This is a genomic window from Nonomuraea aridisoli, from assembly GCF_003236395.1.
GTDB classification, from domain to species: Bacteria; Actinomycetota; Actinomycetes; order Streptosporangiales; family Streptosporangiaceae; genus Nonomuraea; species Nonomuraea aridisoli.
Genome location: NZ_POUD01000227.1, coordinates 1 through 15,148, shown reverse-complemented (window position 1 = coordinate 15,148; position 15,148 = coordinate 1). Strand labels below are relative to the sequence as shown.

Here is a 15,148-nt window from a genome sequence, read left to right as displayed (position 1 = left end):
CACCCGGCCGGCAGGCCCGGCCCCTCGTCGGTGACCTCGCACCACAGCCGGCCGCCGTACGCCCACAGCCGCAGCCGCCCGTGACCGCCGCCGTGGACGACCGCGTTGGTGGTGATCTCGTTGACCGCCAGCACGAAGTCCTCCAGCCGGCGGCCGGTCAGCCCCTCGCACCTGGCGTGCTCCGCCACCGCCCGGCGCAGGGACGTGATGCGCCCCCGCGCGAAGCCCGCGCAGAGCAACGGCCTACACATCGCCGACCCGGCGTACCACGACGAACGCGTCGGCCCGGATCAGCCGCAGCACCCGGGCGACCGGGTCGCGGCAGACGACCACGGTGGCGCCGCGCGGCCTGGCCATGGCGGTGAGGGTCAGCAGCTGCGCGGAGCCCACGTCGATGAAGCCGAGCTCGGAGACGTCGATCACCACCTCGCCCGGCTCCTTCTCCAGCCCCTCCAGCAGCGAGGCGAACGCCGGCCGGTTGGTCAGGTCGATGTCGCCCCAGACCCGCAGCCCGCGCGGGGACACGGTGCCGGCGAAGCGCAGCAGCGCCTGCTCCGGCGCGATCGGATGCACCGAGGAGGCCCGGTCGAGGTCGTCGCGGGGGAACAGCCGGCGGTCGTACTGGCAGACGGCGGCCAGCCACCGCTGTGCGAACAGCTCGTTGGCCGCCGCCTCGAACGCGGCGTGCCCCGGCACGTCGCCCACCCCCCACGAGGCGTCGACGAGCGCGTACACCCCGTGCCTGCCGTGCCTGCGGGCGCGGTCGTTGGCCTCGGCGAGGCCCGCGTACACCCGGGCGGGGTCGAAGGCGCCGTCGGTGAAGTGGGTCTCGGCGCTGGACAGGATCTCGACCTGCCCCGCCGACACGGCCTCGGCGAACCCCGGGACGAGCGGCGCCAGCCAGTCACGCGTCCGCTCGGGACTGTCGGCGTGGGTGACGATCACCACCAGGCTCCGGCGGCGCAGGCCGTTCACGGTGAAGGCCCGCGTGGCCGCCATGCGCTCCCGCTCGTCCTCGAACGGCAGACAGACATGATCACCTAAATCAGGATCAAGGACGGATTCTGCGCCGTGCCCCACGATGTCCCTCCCCTAGCACGCGTCGGCTCCGAAATTACTGCGCTCCGTACCATCACGGAGCGCATTCTCTGTAAAACCCACCGTGACGCGATCCCGACAGGTGTACCTTTTCGGCGGGGTCGCCCACGGGAGGGGTCACGAGGAGCATGGGCGTGGATGTGCTGGAGATGACGCGACGCCGACACGGCGATCTCGTGGTGGTCAGCCTGGCGGGGGAAGTGGACCTGGACAACGTCTCGGACGTGCGCAAATGCCTCGATGAGGCGGTCGAGACGCACGGCCCCCGGCTGGTGGTCGACCTGACGGGGCTGACCTTCATCGACACCACGGGGCTCGGCGTCCTGGTGCGGCTCCTCGCCACGCTGCGCGACCGGAACGGCTCGATGGCCCTGGTGGCGCCGGACGGCCAGGTGCTGCGCCGGTTGCGCCGGACGAACCTCGCGCCGCTCTTCCCTATCTACGACACCCTCTCCCAAGCCCTCGCCTGAACGGCGGCACGCCGTACGGCGGCGGCGGTGGCAGGGGCACGGGAACGGGCTGGTTGAATGGCGGCATGTCCCTTGACCCCGAGATCGCCGCCCGGCTGAAGCGCAATCCCGACGGCCTGGTGCCCGCGATCGCCCAGCAGTACGACACGGGCGAGGTCCTCATGCTGGCCTGGATGAACGACGAGGCGCTGCACCGCACGCTCACCACCGGCCGGGCCACCTACTGGTCGCGCAGCCGCGGGGAGTTCTGGGTGAAGGGCGACACCTCCGGCCACGTCCAGCACGTCAAGTCCGTGGCGCTCGACTGCGACGGCGACACCGTCCTGGTGCAGGTCGACCAGATCGGCGCCGCCTGCCACACCGGCGACCGCACCTGCTTCGACGCCGGGCGCCTCGGAACGCTCGGCTAGGCCGGCCCATGGAGACGGCGAGACCCGAGAGCGGGCGTAGAGAGCTGTGGGGCTGGGTCGTGGCGACCGCCCTCGGATGCCTGCTCGTGCTGGTCGCCGCGGGCCAGACCTGGGTGCGGGTCCTTTCCGGCGGCGACGGTAACGCGCAGACGCCCGCCGGCGGCGCGCTCGGCCCCGCGCTGACGCCCGTGGCGCTGGCCGGGCTGGCCGGGGTGGTGGCCGTGCTCGCCACCAAGGGCGCCGGCCGCCGGATCGTCGGCGCGCTGCTGGCCCTGTGCGGCGCGGGCGCCGCGGCGGCCACCTGGGCGGCGCTCGACGCCGCCAACGTCACCGGCTGGCTGAGCGAGCAGAACGCCGTGCACGCCGCCACCGGCCTGCGCTGGGAGATCGCGCCCCTCTGGCCGGTCGTCGCCGGCGTCGGCGCGCTGCTGCTGTTCGCCGGTGGCGTGCTCGCGATCGTGCGCGGCGCCAGGTGGGCGGGCATGTCGGCGCGCTACGAACGGCCCGCCGGCGAGGCCGCCACCCGGAAGAGTGCGCAGGTCAGCGACGACCGGGCGCTGTGGGACGCGCTCGACCGGGGCGACGACCCCACCGATTCGCGCTGACGCCCCCGTGTGACGAAATCTCCACGGTTCTGATTCCCTGTCGGCTTGGCAAACCTTTTCTCAATAAGCTGCCGTTGCAACTCGCCACGAACAGTTGAGGAGCCAGCTCATGAGCTACGGGGACCAGGGCGGTAACGGCGGCTACGGCGCCCAGCCGCCCGGCGGAGGCTATGGCCAGGAGCCGCCCGGCTACGGCCAGCAGCCCGGCAGCGGCGGCGGCTACGGTCAGCAGCCGCCCGGCGGTGGCGGGTACGGCCAGCCGCCCGCGCCCGGCTACGGCGAGCAGCCCGGCAGCGGAGGGGGCTACGGTCAGCAGCCCGGCAGTGGTGGCGGCTACGGTCAGCAGCCCGGCAGTGGTGGCGGCTACGGTCAGCAGCCCGGCAGTGGTGGCGGCTACGGTCAGCAGCCCGGCAGCGGTGGCGGCTACGGTCAGCAGCCCGGCAGCGGTGGCGGCTACGGTCAGCAGCCCAACTACGGCGAGCAGCCCGGCTACGGCGGCGGCTACGGCCAGCAGCCCTCGAGCGGCGGGGGATACGGCGAGCAGCCGCCCAGCTATCCGCAGGACCTCGGCTACGGCCAGATGCCCCCGAGCGGCGGTTACGGCGCCCAGCCCGGCTACGGCTACGACCAGTACGGCCAGCAGGGCTACGCCGCCTACGGCGCGGCCCAGCCCAGGACCACCAACGGCATGGCGGTGGCCTCGCTCGTGCTGGGCATCGTCGGCCTGATCTCCTGCGGCCTCACCAGCATCCCCGGCGTCATCCTCGGCCACATCGCGCTGAGCAGGATCAAGCGCACGGGCGAAGAGGGCCAGGGCATGGCCGTGGGCGGCCTGGTCACTTCGTACATCACCGTCGTGATCTGGCTGCTGACGTGGGTGATCTTCGGTGGGCTCATCCTGACCATGCTCGGCCTGGCCTCCACCGCGAGCTCGTACGACGGCTCGTACTGACGCTCGATACTGGAACCATGACATCTGCGACGACCGGACGGCGCGGCGCGGCCCGGCTGCGGCCGCTCCTCGCGCCGCTGGGGGTGGCGGCCGGGACGGGCGCGCTGTTCGCGTTCGTCGGCGTGATCGACCCGAACGAGCCGGGCCACTACCCGGCCTGCCCGTTCCTGGCGCTCACGGGCCTGTACTGCCCGGGCTGCGGCACGCTGCGCACCATCCACGCGCTGGCCCACCTCGATCCGGTCGCCGCGCTCGGGCTCAACCCGCTGACCGTGGTGATGATCCCCTTCCTGGTGTTCTGGTGGGGCAGGTGGGTGGCGCACGCCTGGAAGAGCCGGCCGGTCCCGCTGCCCCACCCCGCGTGGCTGTGGGTGTTCATCGGAGTGGTCATGGTCTACTGGGTGGTCCGTAATCTCCCCTTCGGGGCGTTCCTCGCGCCGTAAGTCCTGTTGGGCCGACGGCCGGCGGGGGGACCGGAGGTGGGGTGACCCCATGGAGGCCGATAGCATGCAGGGCATAGGCAGAGAGCGGACGCGACGCGAACTCTCCGCCGCCCCCATATGTCGACCGGAGGGACCTCAAGCGCGTGAGTGAGCGGACGGAAGGGCCGAGTGTCCTCGACGACATCCTCGACGGGGTGCGCGCCGACCTTGCCGCACGTCAGCAGGCCGTCTCGATGGACGAGCTCAAGCGGCGGGCCGAGCGGGCGCAGGCGCCCAGGGACGCCAGGGCCGCGCTCGGGGGCGACCGGGTCTCGGTGATCGCCGAGGTCAAGCGTTCCAGCCCGTCGAAGGGCGCGCTCGCCGCGATCGCCGACCCGGCGGCGCTGGCGGCCGACTACGAAGCGGGCGGCGCCCACGTCATCAGCGTGCTGACCGAGCGGCGCAAGTTCGGCGGCAGCCTCGACGACCTCGCGGCGGTCCGTGCCCGGGTCGACATCCCGATCCTGCGCAAAGACTTCATCCTGACCTCCTACCAGCTCTGGGAGGCCCGCGCCCACGGCGCCGACCTGGCCCTGCTCATGGTCGTCTGCCTGGAGCAGGAGGCGCTCGTGTCGCTGATCGAGCGGGCCGAGTCGATCGGGCTCACGCCGCTGGTCGAGGTGCACACCGAGGAGGAGCTCGACAGGGCGCTGGCGGCGGGCGCGCGGGTCATCGGAATCAACGCGCGCAACCTGAAGACACTCGAGGTCGATCGCGAGGTCTTCACGAAACTGGCGCCGAAGATCCCGGATAATGTCATCAAAATCGCCGAGTCGGGCGTGCGCGGCCCGCACGATCTGCTCGCCTACGCCCGCAACGGCGCCGACGCCGTCCTGGTGGGGGAGAGCCTGGTCACCGGCAAGGACCCGCGCAAGGCAGTGGAGGCGCTGGTGACCGCCGGCGCTCATCCGTCGACGCGCCCCGACCACTCAGCAGAGGGATAGCAGTGGCAAACGAAGGCTCCATCCTGACCGCCGCCGACCTGGTGGGCAACGGCCCTCACGGTGACGACCCCGACATGCACGGCAAGTTCGGCCTCTTCGGCGGCCGGTTCGTGCCCGAGGCGCTGATCCCTGCGCTCGACGAGGTCGCCGCGGTCTACGAGAAGGCCAAGAACGACGCGGAGTTCCTGCGCGAGTTCGACCACCTGCTGCGCACGTACGCCGGCCGGCCGACCACGCTGACCGACGTGCGCCGCTTCAGCGAGGAGGCCGGCGGCGCACGCATCGTGCTCAAGCGCGAAGACCTCACCCACACCGGCGCCCACAAGATCAACAACGTGCTGGGCCAGGCGCTGATCACCAAGCGGCTGGGCAAGAAGCGCGTGATCGCCGAGACCGGCGCGGGCCAGCACGGCGTGGCCACCGCCACCGCCGCGGCCCTGCTCGGCCTGGAGTGCGTCATCTACATGGGCGCGGTCGACTGCGAGCGGCAGGCGCTCAACGTCGCCAGGATGAAGCTGCTCGGCGCCACCGTCGTCCCGGTGACCAACGGCTCGCAGACCCTGAAGGACGCCATCAACGAGGCGTTCCGCGACTGGGTGACCAACGTCGACACCACCCACTACCTGTTCGGCACGGTCGCCGGGCCCCACCCGTTCCCCGAGATGGTCCGCGACTTCGCGCGCATCATCGGCGTCGAGGCCCGCCGCCAGATGCTGGAGCTGACCGGCAGGCTGCCCGACGCCGTGTGCGCGGCGGTCGGCGGCGGCAGCAACGCGATCGGCGCCTTCCACGCCTTCATCGGCGACGAGGGCGTCCAGCTGCACGGCTACGAGGCCGCCGGGCGCGGTCTCGACAGCGGCGAGCACGCGCTCACGCTCACCGCCGGGTCGGTCGGCGTGCTGCACGGCTCGCGCACCTACGTGCTGCAGGACGACGAGGGCCAGACCATCGAGTCCCACTCGATCTCCGCCGGGCTCGACTACCCGGGCGTCGGCCCCGAGCACGCCTGGCTGAAGGACTCCGGCCGGGCCACCTACCACGGCATCACCGACGACGAGGCGATGGCGGCGTTCTCCCTGCTGGCCCGCACCGAGGGCATCATCCCGGCCATCGAGTCCTCCCACGCCCTGGCGGGCGCGCTCAAGCTGGGCCGCGAGCTCGGTCCCGAGGCGACGATCCTGGTCAACCTGTCCGGGCGCGGCGACAAGGACATGGGCACGGCGATGAAATACTTCAACCTCTGACCCGCTGGAGAGCGCCGTTGCCGTAAGGAGCGAAGCGACCGCGGCGACGACCGGAGGCGACGGCATCTGAGCGACCGAGCCCGCCGCACGTAATGCGGCCAATAAGTGCGAAACGGACAGACATGACGACTCTTCAGACGGTTTTCGCCAAGGCGAAGGCGGACAACCGCGCCGCGCTCGTCGGCTACCTGCCGGCGGGCTTCCCGTCCAAGGACGGCGCCATCGCCGCCGCCGCGGCCCTGGTGGAGGCCGGCTGCGACGTCATCGAGATCGGCCTGCCCTACTCCGACCCGCTCCTCGACGGGCCGACGATCCAGGACGCCGTGCACCGCGCGCTGTCCAACGGCACCCGCATCGCCGACGTGATGCGCACGGTCGAGGGCGTCGCCGCCACCGGCGCCGCCACGCTGGTCATGACGTACTGGAACCCGATCGACCGGTACGGCGCCGAGCGGTTCGCGCGCGACCTGGCCAACGCGGGCGGCGTGGGCACGATCACGCCCGACCTGACGCCCGAGGAGTCCGAGCCGTGGCGGGAGGCCTCCGCGGCGGCCGGCATCGACACGGTGTTCCTCGTCGCGCCCAGCTCGACCGAGCAGCGGATCAAGGCGGTCGTCGACTGCTGCACCGGCTTCGTGTACGCCGCCTCGCTCATGGGCGTGACGGGCGCCAGGGAGACGGTCAACGCCGCCGCCGAGGGCCTGGTCGCCCGCACCCGCCAGCACACCGACCTGCCGGTGTGCGTGGGCCTGGGGGTCGGCACGGGCGCGCAGGCGGCCGAGGTCGCCGCCTACGCCGACGGGGTGATCGTGGGCTCGGCGTTCATCCGCCGCCTGCTCGACGCGCCCGACGAGGCCGCGGGCCGTGAGTCGGCGGCCGTCCTGGCCCGCGACATGGCCAAGGGCGTACGCCGCTGAGGCGACGCGACCGAGCGCGGTTCCCTGCTGGGGGCCGCGTTCGACGTTCGCGGGGCGGAGCCGCGGGTGCGATTCAGGTGCGGCTGAGCCCGGCGTAGAGCGGGGAGTGGCGGTTGAACAGGCCCGCCGGCACCAGGTAGAGGTTCATGACGACCTGCATGAGCAGCAGCCAGACGACGTACTGCGCGGCCGAGATCCCCGGCACGGCGTCCACCGGCAGCGTGTAGGCGATGACGACCCGCACCGCGGCGTCGGCCAGCATGCCGACACCGTAGATCACGGTCGCCGTCCGCCACACGCGCCGGAAGGCCGGCAGCCGCTCCCACAACACGTCCCACGACTCACGGCCGGGCCCGACCCGGCCTTCGAGCAGGAACCGGGTGAACACGAACGCCAGCGGCCGGTCCCCGCGCGCGCTGACGAGGAACCAGACGGCGGCGACCGCCATGAACCACCCGTCCTTGGCCAGCAGGAACCGGGTGTCGTGGACCAGCACGGACACCGCGACCCCGACCAGCATCATCGTGGTCATGAACAGGCCGAGCCGGTCGGGCCTGCGGCCGCGTACCAGGGAGACGACGGCCTGGGCGGCCGGGAGGAGCGAGCTGACCAGCAGCGCGGTGGGGTGGGAGAGGCCGGCGGCGCGCAGCGCGTAGTACAGCGCCATGGGCGCCACGACGCCCGCGGCCAGGGAGCCCAGGACCTGCAGCCGGGCCTTCACGGGCGCGTGGCCCGGGCGAAGAGCGCGGCCAGCTCGGCGGCGTACTCGTCGAGGTCGGCGTCCGGGTCGGCCTCCAGCAGGAACGGCAGCCCGTCCAGCGCCCGCTGGACCGCCATCGCCATCACCCTGCGGTTGAACGTCCCGAACTCGCCGCTCTCCTGGCCCCAGGCGAGTAACCGTTCGAGGTGGGACAGCGCCGACGGGCTCGTGGCCGCATCGCTCAGCGCCGTGCCGCCCTCCGGGCGGAAGTTGAGGAAGATCTCCGTGGCCGCGCGCATCTCGGCGCGATGGTCCCTGACGTACTCCACCAGGGAGCGGATGTAGGTCTCCAGCGCGCCCGCCGCCGTCGTCCTGATGCCGACCCGCCGGCCCATGAACTCCGCCAGGTCGCCGTAGATCGTGGCGATCACCTGGCCCATCAGCTCGTCCTTGTTGTCGAAGTGGTACGAGATCAGCCGCGTGCTGCTCAGGCCGGCCTGCTCCGCGATGCGGGCGAAGGACGCCTGGTGGTAACCGAGCTCGGCGATCGTGGCGATGGTCGCGTCCACGATCTGCGCCCGCCGGGCGGAGCTCGTGACAGATGCCTCCTTCTTTACTTGCATAGGTAATTTTTACCTTAAGTGGGTAAAAACCACAATCTCCCAGATGGGAAGGTGAAAGCTGGCTTAGCTGACGCTTATCTGCGGCGTGATCGGATGGATTCCCGGGTACTGTGCGCATCCCGGCGCAGAGGCAGAGGAGAGACACTTCGTGACCGCGTCATCGTTCCCATTGTCACCCAAAGCGACAATGACGATACCCTGGGTGACGACCGTCGCCCGGCTCGTCCTGGGCGGGGTGCTGATCGCGGCAGGCGGGCTCAAGATCGGCAACCCGGCCGACTCCGTCGTGGCGGTCAAGGCTTACCAGCTGCTGCCCGAGTCGGTCGCCGTCCCGGTGGGCTACGCCCTGCCGATCCTGGAGATCGTGGTGGGCCTGCTGCTGGTCGTCGGTCTGCTGACCAGGGTCGCCGGTGTCATCGCCGGGGTGCTCATGTTCGCGTTCGTCTTCGGCATCGCCTGGGCGTGGGCGAACGGCCTGCGGATCGACTGCGGCTGCTTCGGCGGCGGCGGCCAGCTCGCGGCCGGACAGGAGCCCGCCTACCTGCTCGACATCGTGCGCGACTTCGGTCTGGTGCTGCTCGCCGCCTGGGCGGTGCGATTCCCGCCGGGCCGGTTCGCGCTCGACGGAGCCCTCGGACTCGAGGGCGGCAGGCGTGATGACGAGGAGGACGAACGATGACCACCAAGGGCGGACGGACGAACACCATGCCGAAGTCGGCGCGCGACAAGATCAAGGAACAGCAGGCCGCCGCCCGCGCCCGCGAACGGCGCAAGCGGCTGGCGACGTACGTGACCACGGGCGTGGTGGCGCTCGCCGCGGTCGGCGCCGGCTGGTGGTACGCCGCCATGAACTCCCGCTCGGAGGAGGCCGCCGGCCGGCTCGCGCCGGTCTCCATCCAGCCCGACGGCAGCGTCGTGATGGCGCAGGCCGGCGTCACCGGCCCCGTGGTCGACATCTATGAGGACTTCCAGTGCCCCGCCTGCAAGGAGCTGGAGCGGGTCAGCGGCGCGACGTTCAAGAACCTCGCCCTCGAGGGCAAGGCCAAGGTCGTCTACCACCCGATCACGATCTTCTCGCAGGAGCCGACCCGGTCCAACTCCCTGCGCGCGGCCAACGCCGCCCGGTGCGTTGCCGACGGCAAGCAGTGGATGGCCTTCCACGACCTCCTCTTCCGCAACCAACCCTCGGAGACCGAGCCCGGGTTCACGCCCGACCAGCTCAAGGCGTGGGGCAAGGAGGCCGGCGTGACCTCTCCCGGCTTCGACGCCTGCGTCACGCAGGAGAAGAACCGTGAGGCACAGGCCGCGTACAGCAAGAAGATCCTCGACGGGCAGAAGATCCAGCACACGCCGACAGTGAAACTGAACGGCACGGAAATAGACAATGGGGTGCTCTTCAGCCCACGGCAGCTGCGCGATGAGATTACCGGGGCGGCCAAGTAGGCCGGCTTCCGCTACCCTCACGTGACATGCCCCTTGCCTCGATTCCCAGCCCTTCCCAGGGGGTCTGGTATCTCGGAATCATCCCGATCCGGGCTTATGCACTCTGCATCGTGCTCGGCGTCGTCGTCGCCGTCTGGCTGAGCGAGCGGCGCTGGCGCGCCCGCGGCGGCCGGCCGGGGACGATCATCGACATCGCGGTCCCCGCGGTCATCTTCGGCCTGATCGGCGGCCGGCTCTACCACGTCATCACCGACTGGCAGACCTACTTCGGCAGCCGCGCGATCAAGGAGCCCATCCAGGCGCTGTTCATCTGGGAGGGCGGTCTCGGCATCTGGGGCGCGATCTCGCTCGGGGGCGTCGGCGTGTGGTGGGCCGCGCGCAAGCGCGGCCTGTCCATGAGCGCGATCGCCGACACCGTCGCCCCCGGCATCGCCTTCGCGCAGGCCATCGGCCGCTGGGGCAACTGGTTCAACCAGGAGCTGTACGGCTCGCCCACGACGCTGCCGTGGGGCCTGGAGATCGACGTCGACCACGGGGGCGAGCCCGGCGTCCTCTACCACCCCACGTTCCTGTACGAGTCGCTGTGGAACCTCGCGCTCGGCTTCGCGCTGATCTTCGTGGGGCGGCGCTTCGCGTTGCGCCACGGGCGGCTGTTCGCCCTCTATGTCGCCGGCTACACGCTCGGCCGCTTCTGGATCGAGGGGTTGCGCATCGACCCCGTGGGCGGGGTCGACCACGCCGTGCACTTCCTCGGGCTGCGGCTCAACCAGTGGACGGCGATCGTGCTCTTCGTCGGGGCGCTCGTGTACTTCTGGGCGACCAGAAACAAGACGGACGACGAGATCGTGCTGGGGCCGTCCGACATGTCTGACATGCCGGGCGCGGAGGTCGATCCGGAACACGCGTCCGGCCAGGCCGACCCTGGCACGGGCGAGTCCTCGTCCGCCCCGCCCGGCGATTCCGGACGCGATCCGTCCGAGGCCGATTCGCCGGAGGGCGGCTCGGCTGAGGGCGGCGAGCCGCGGGCCGAGGGCTCCGGCGACGACGCCGCACGGGCGGGTGACGCGCCCGAGGCCACCGAACCCGCGACGAAGGAGAAGAGCTCCTGATGAGTGGCAGCGCGGAGGCGCACCACCGCCACCGCGACGTCACCGGGGGCTGGTTGCGGCCCTCGGTGTTCGGCGCGATGGACGGCCTGGTGTCGAACTTCGCGCTCATCGCAGGCGTCGCGGGCGGCACGGCCAACACCAAGGTCATCGCCCTCGGGGGCGTGGCCGGGCTGGCCGCCGGGGCGCTGTCCATGGCGGGCGGCGAATACGTCTCGGTCGCCAGCCAGCGTGAGCTCGCGCAGGCGGAGATCGCCGTCGAACGCCGCGAGCTGGCCCGCCACCCCGAGGACGAGCTGGCCGAGCTCGCCCAGACGTTCGTCGACAAGGGCGTCGCGCCCGACCTGGCCGCCGAGGTGGCCCGGCAGATCTCCCGCGACCCCGAGCACGCGCTGGAGGTGCACTCCCGGGCCGAGCTCGGCGTGGCCCCCGGCGACCTGCCGTCGCCCGTGGTGGCGGCGGTGTCGTCGTTCCTGTCGTTCGGGCTGGGGGCGCTGCTGCCCCTGCTGCCGTACCTGTTCGGGGCAGAGCACCTCGGGTGGTCGGCGGGGGTGTCCGGCGTGGCGCTGTTCGCGGCGGGCGCGCTGGTCTCGGCGGTGACGGCACGCAGTTGGTGGTACAGCGGGCTGCGCCAGCTCCTGGTGGGAGTGGTGGCGGCCGGCGTCACGTTCGGCGTCGGCAACCTGGTGGGGATGACGGGGCTGTGATGGCCCGCAGACGAGGCACGCCGTCCCCCGGCGGCCGGCCGAACGACGACCGCTCGACGGGCTCCTCCGACAACACGGGCCGCGGCTCCCGCTCCGCCGGACCACCCGACGCCGGCCGCAACGGTGGCCGCTCGGCGGGACCCGCAGACGGCATGCGCCGTGACGGTGGGCGCTCTGCTGGAGGCGCCGACGGTGGGCGCCGCAGTGCCGGCCGTTCGGCGAGAGCGGCGGACGGCACGGGGCGTGGCCGTTCGGCGGGTGCCGCCGACGGGTTCGCCGGTGGATCATCGGCGGGCGGCACAGGCCGTGGTGGTGGCCAGGGTGCGGGCAATGGCGCCTGGCCTCATCCGGGTGGGTCCGCCGCCTGGCAGGCGGGCGCCGACGCCCAGGACAGTACGGCGTCCGACGGCTGGTGGGCGGGTGACTCCCCGCACCGCACGGCGTCCGACGGCTGGTGGTCGGGCGCTGACGCCGGTCAGGCGGGCGCGGACGCCCACGGCCGACCGGTCCCGGGAACCGATGGCGGCTGGCCCGCACCCGGTGCAGGGGCCGGGCGCCACGACGCCCGAGGCACCGACGGCTGGCCGGCGGCCGGTGACGTCCGTTCCGGTCGGGGCGGTGAGGGCGGCTGGTTCGCCGACGGCGATGGCCACTCGGCGAATGGTGCTGGGAGTGGTTGGCCCGCGACGGGTGACGCCCGATCTGCACAACGTTCCGAGGGCGCCTGGTCTGCGGCGGGCGACGTCCGTTCTGCTCAGGGTGCTGACGGTGGTTGGCCTGCGGGTGACCTTCGTTCCGGCCAGCGGGCTGAGGGCGGCTGGTTCGCGGGCGACGACGGCGGTCCCGGCAGAGGCGCTGGCGGTGGCCGGCCTGCGCCGCCCGACGATGGTGGCCGACCGGTGACAGGTGGTGGTCCCGCCAGTGAGCGGGGTTGGCCCGAGGCCGGGAACGAGCGCACGGCACCGGGTACCGGGCGGCGCGGCCGGTCCGCCGGTGGACGCGCCGGCCGGAGGGCGGGGCGTACGCGATCCGCCGATCGTGTGTCCGGCGACTGGCAGGCGGCCGGGCAGGCGGCCGGGCAGGGCGACGGCACGCCGCCGGTCGCGGGCCCCGGCGAAAACCTCTTCGCCGGCAACACCGGCGCTAACACCCGCCCGGAAAGTGGCGGTTGGGACGCGATGCCGCCCGAGTACGGTGGCCGGGCGTCGGGCGGCGCGCGGGCAGGTGCGGGTTCTGCAAGCGGCAGTTGGGAAGCGGTGCAGTCCCAAAGCGGTAGTTGGGAGGCGGCGCGGCCCCAAAGCGGTAGTTGGGAGGCGGCCAGGGCCGAAAGCGGCGGTTGGGAGGCGGCCAGGGCCGAAAGCGGCGGTTGGGACGCGGTGCAGCCCGAGGGTGGCCGGGCGGCGGGCGGCGTGCGGGATGGCGGTCGGGCAGGTGCCGGTTCTGCAAGCGGCAGCTCGGCGGTGCGGCCGGAGAGTGGTGGCTGGGAGGCGGCGCGGTCCGAAGACGGTGGCTGGGAAGCTGCCGGATCCCGTGGTGACGGCCGGCAGCGAGGCGGGGCGGAACGCGAGGGTGGTGCCGCGGCGGCCGGCGATGACGGTGGCCGGCAGACGGCTCGCGCAGACAGCGGTTCGTGGCGGCAGGACGGCGCTGAAGGTGGTCGTCGGCGGCGGAGCCGCTCGGACGGCGGGCGCCGGAGAGGCCGCGGCGACCGGGCGGTGGGTCACACCGACGGGTTCGAGGAGCTTCCTCGTGTCGATGATTCGGCGCGCGCCGACAGGCTTGAAGGGCCGTCTCGTTCCGCTGGTGCCGGGTGGGCATCGCAGCTCGACGGTGTTGCCGGGGACGAACGCGCCGAGCGGGCATCCCGTTCCCGTGATGTCGCCGAAGGCTCGCCGGTTGAGGGGGCGTCCCGTGCCGGAGGTCGTGGTGTGGGCCGGCGGGGTACGGAAGTCTCCCGTTCCGGTGGCGCTGAGGGCCGGCCGGGTGAGGGGATGTCCCAAAGTTCTGCTCGGGGTGAGCGGGATCAGGAGGCCGACTGGGCGTGGGCTTCCGAGGCCGGTGGTGATGAAGCAGCCGCTACTGATGGGTTCGAGAGCTTTCCCCGGGTCGGAGGACGCGCCCGGGCGGAGGCGGCGTCGCGCGAATTGGCGGCGCAGGCCGAAGCCGCCGGGCGGCCGGGCGGTGCGGCTCGGAAACGGCGTCGGCCTCCGCGTTCGGACTGGCAGTTCCCGGTGCTCACCGGGATGGGGCTGCGCCCGGAGCAGCAGCGGCTGATCGTCGTCATCGCCACGGTCGTCGGAGTGCTCGTGGGCGCCGGCGGCCTGGTGGTGGCCATCCAGTCGATCGGCAGCCGCTCGCCCGAACGGCAGGCCGGCGCCGCCGTCGTCGTCCCGGACGCGGCGCTGCCTCAGGTGTTCCACGGCTGGGGCTCACCCAAGCTGTTCGCGCCTCTGGCCGAACGCGCCGGGGACGCGAAGGCGCTCACCGAGAAGGAGGTGTTCGGGCAGAGCGAGTTGCCCGTCACCAAGAAGCTGAAACTCAAGCTCGTGGCCAAACAGCTCGACGCCGACTGCGGTGCCGTGCTGTGGGGTGACGCCCTCCTCGAGCAGGTGTCGGACGGCGGCTGCACCCAGGCCGCCCGAGGTCTCTATGCCAGCTCCGACGGCCGGTACGTGGGGCAGTACACGCTACTCAATCTCAAGGACAGCGAGTCGGCCGCCGGATTGGTCGACTCTTTGAAGACGCTTTACCGTGGCGGCTGGACGCACCCGCTGAAGTCCTCCAAGGCGGCCTTCCCCGCCGGCGGCTACTCCGAGGCCGGCGGCTACGCGCTCGGACACTACGTCGGCCTGGTGTGGATCGGCAGAGTGGACGGCGCGGAGCCTGACACCCAGGACGACTTCGTCTCCCTGACCCTGGCCTTGCGCGGAGCGGAGAAGGCCATCTACCGTCGCGTCGTCTCCATCACGGGGCCGTCCTCCTGATGCCGTTCAGAGTGGTCGTGGCTGGGGGAGAGCGCGCCCTGGTGAGGTGGCGCGCGGACGAAGCGGCCACCGCGTCCCGGGCTGGTGCCGCTCACCAGCGTGGTCCAGGCCGTGCCCATGGTGGTGGCTGCGCTGCTGGACGTGACCATGACACCACCGGTCGTGGTGCCGTGCGGCGTGGTGGTGGTGCCGTGCACGGCTGGGGTGACGTCGTGTGGCGTGGTCGTGGGGCCGTCTGGTGCCGCGATGGTGTTGCTTGGTGTGGTGAGGGCGCCGTCCGGGTCGGTCATGGTGGCGCCTGGTGTGGGTGTGGTGTCGTGCGGCGTGGTCACGGCGCCGTCCGATGTGATTGTGGGCGTTGTCTTCTTCGCGGTGAAGGTGCCGTGACGGGTCATGGCCGCTCGGTGAACGGGGCTGAGGGTGGTTGGTCTGCGGCGGGTGATGGGGGTGTCCGGTGCGGTGG

The 15,148-nt window shown here is 72.2% G+C and carries 19 protein-coding genes; 14 read left to right on the top strand and 5 right to left on the bottom strand.

The genetic code is table 11. From position 1 onward, the window contains the following. Positions 1-251 (bottom strand): ATP-binding protein (locus C1J01_RS36410; protein ID WP_146615853.1); only part of this gene is annotated, 251 nt, incomplete at its 3' end. Then, complete coding sequence (locus C1J01_RS36405; protein WP_268958772.1) at positions 244-1,080, bottom strand: MEDS domain-containing protein; 837 nt, start codon at positions 1,078-1,080, stop codon at positions 244-246. The genes C1J01_RS36410 and C1J01_RS36405, both read right to left, overlap by 8 nt. A 152-nt stretch (positions 1,081-1,232) precedes the next feature. Between C1J01_RS36405 and C1J01_RS36400 the strand changes: the two genes are divergently transcribed. The 8 genes from C1J01_RS36400 (at position 1,233) to trpA (ending at position 7,122) form a co-directional block, all read left to right on the top strand. Beyond that, a complete protein-coding gene (locus tag C1J01_RS36400; protein WP_181449161.1) occupies positions 1,233-1,568 on the top strand; it encodes an STAS domain-containing protein in 336 nt (111 codons plus the stop codon). A 65-nt stretch (positions 1,569-1,633) separates the two neighbouring features. Beyond that, the gene (gene hisI / locus C1J01_RS36395) at positions 1,634-1,978 is read left to right on the top strand and encodes a phosphoribosyl-AMP cyclohydrolase (RefSeq protein ID WP_111183512.1); all 345 of its coding nucleotides are present in this window, start codon (positions 1,634-1,636) and stop codon (positions 1,976-1,978) included. A gap of 8 nt (positions 1,979-1,986) precedes the next feature. Continuing rightward, the gene (locus C1J01_RS36390; protein ID WP_111183511.1) at positions 1,987-2,583 is read left to right on the top strand and encodes a Trp biosynthesis-associated membrane protein; all 597 of its coding nucleotides are present in this window, start codon (positions 1,987-1,989) and stop codon (positions 2,581-2,583) included. A 109-nt stretch (positions 2,584-2,692) separates the two neighbouring features. Continuing rightward, positions 2,693-3,535: a DUF4190 domain-containing protein gene (locus tag C1J01_RS36385; RefSeq protein WP_111183510.1), complete on the top strand. Its 843-nt coding sequence runs from the start codon at positions 2,693-2,695 to the stop codon at positions 3,533-3,535. Between the two features lie 17 nt (positions 3,536-3,552). Then, entirely contained in the window at positions 3,553-3,978 is a 426-nt protein-coding gene (locus tag C1J01_RS36380) for a DUF2752 domain-containing protein (protein ID WP_111183509.1), read from the top strand. Positions 3,979-4,121: 143 nt separating this feature from the next. After that, a complete protein-coding gene (gene trpC / locus C1J01_RS36375; protein WP_111183508.1) occupies positions 4,122-4,961 on the top strand; it encodes an indole-3-glycerol phosphate synthase TrpC in 840 nt (279 codons plus the stop codon). Positions 4,962-5,035: 74 nt separating this feature from the next. Then, positions 5,036-6,205 carry a tryptophan synthase subunit beta gene (gene trpB / locus C1J01_RS36370; RefSeq protein WP_181449162.1) on the top strand — a complete coding sequence of 390 codons (1,170 nt, stop codon included), beginning with the start codon at positions 5,036-5,038 and terminating at the stop codon, positions 6,203-6,205. 122 nt (positions 6,206-6,327) lie between these two features. After that, entirely contained in the window at positions 6,328-7,122 is a 795-nt protein-coding gene (trpA, locus tag C1J01_RS36365) for a tryptophan synthase subunit alpha (RefSeq protein WP_111183506.1), read from the top strand. A gap of 73 nt (positions 7,123-7,195) precedes the next feature. Here trpA and C1J01_RS36360 read toward each other — a convergent pair whose 3' ends face one another. Beyond that, entirely contained in the window at positions 7,196-7,843 is a 648-nt protein-coding gene (locus C1J01_RS36360) for a VC0807 family protein (protein ID WP_111183505.1), read from the bottom strand. Then, entirely contained in the window at positions 7,840-8,445 is a 606-nt protein-coding gene (locus C1J01_RS36355; protein ID WP_111183504.1) for a TetR/AcrR family transcriptional regulator, read from the bottom strand. The genes C1J01_RS36360 and C1J01_RS36355 overlap by 4 nt, the downstream gene beginning before the upstream one ends. 202 nt (positions 8,446-8,647) lie before the next feature. On the opposite strand from C1J01_RS36355, the gene C1J01_RS36350 reads away from it, so the two are divergent. The 6 genes from C1J01_RS36350 (at position 8,648) to C1J01_RS49300 (ending at position 14,685) form a co-directional block, all read left to right on the top strand. After that, on the top strand, positions 8,648-9,124 hold the full coding sequence (locus C1J01_RS36350; protein WP_235854904.1) for a MauE/DoxX family redox-associated membrane protein: 477 nt from the start codon (positions 8,648-8,650) through the stop codon (positions 9,122-9,124). Next, on the top strand, positions 9,121-9,888 hold the full coding sequence (locus C1J01_RS36345; RefSeq protein ID WP_111183502.1) for a DsbA family protein: 768 nt from the start codon (positions 9,121-9,123) through the stop codon (positions 9,886-9,888). Before C1J01_RS36350 ends, C1J01_RS36345 begins: the two co-directional genes overlap by 4 nt. Positions 9,889-9,914: 26 nt before the next feature. Beyond that, positions 9,915-10,997, top strand: coding sequence for a prolipoprotein diacylglyceryl transferase (lgt, locus tag C1J01_RS36340; protein ID WP_111183501.1), 1,083 nt, complete (start codon positions 9,915-9,917; stop codon positions 10,995-10,997). After that, a complete protein-coding gene (locus C1J01_RS36335; RefSeq protein WP_111183500.1) occupies positions 10,997-11,701 on the top strand; it encodes a VIT1/CCC1 transporter family protein in 705 nt (234 codons plus the stop codon). The genes lgt and C1J01_RS36335 overlap by 1 nt, the downstream gene beginning before the upstream one ends. 759 nt (positions 11,702-12,460) lie before the next feature. Further along, complete coding sequence (locus tag C1J01_RS50395; protein ID WP_181449160.1) at positions 12,461-12,604, top strand: hypothetical protein; 144 nt, start codon at positions 12,461-12,463, stop codon at positions 12,602-12,604. A 137-nt stretch (positions 12,605-12,741) separates the two neighbouring features. Then, complete coding sequence (locus C1J01_RS49300; RefSeq protein ID WP_146615852.1) at positions 12,742-14,685, top strand: hypothetical protein; 1,944 nt, start codon at positions 12,742-12,744, stop codon at positions 14,683-14,685. On the opposite strand, the gene C1J01_RS49295 is transcribed toward C1J01_RS49300, so the two are convergent. Continuing rightward, positions 14,646-15,148: hypothetical protein (locus tag C1J01_RS49295; protein ID WP_220040266.1), on the bottom strand; the 503-nt coding region annotated here is incomplete at its 5' end. The two genes, C1J01_RS49300 and C1J01_RS49295, sit on opposite strands and share 40 nt — an antisense overlap.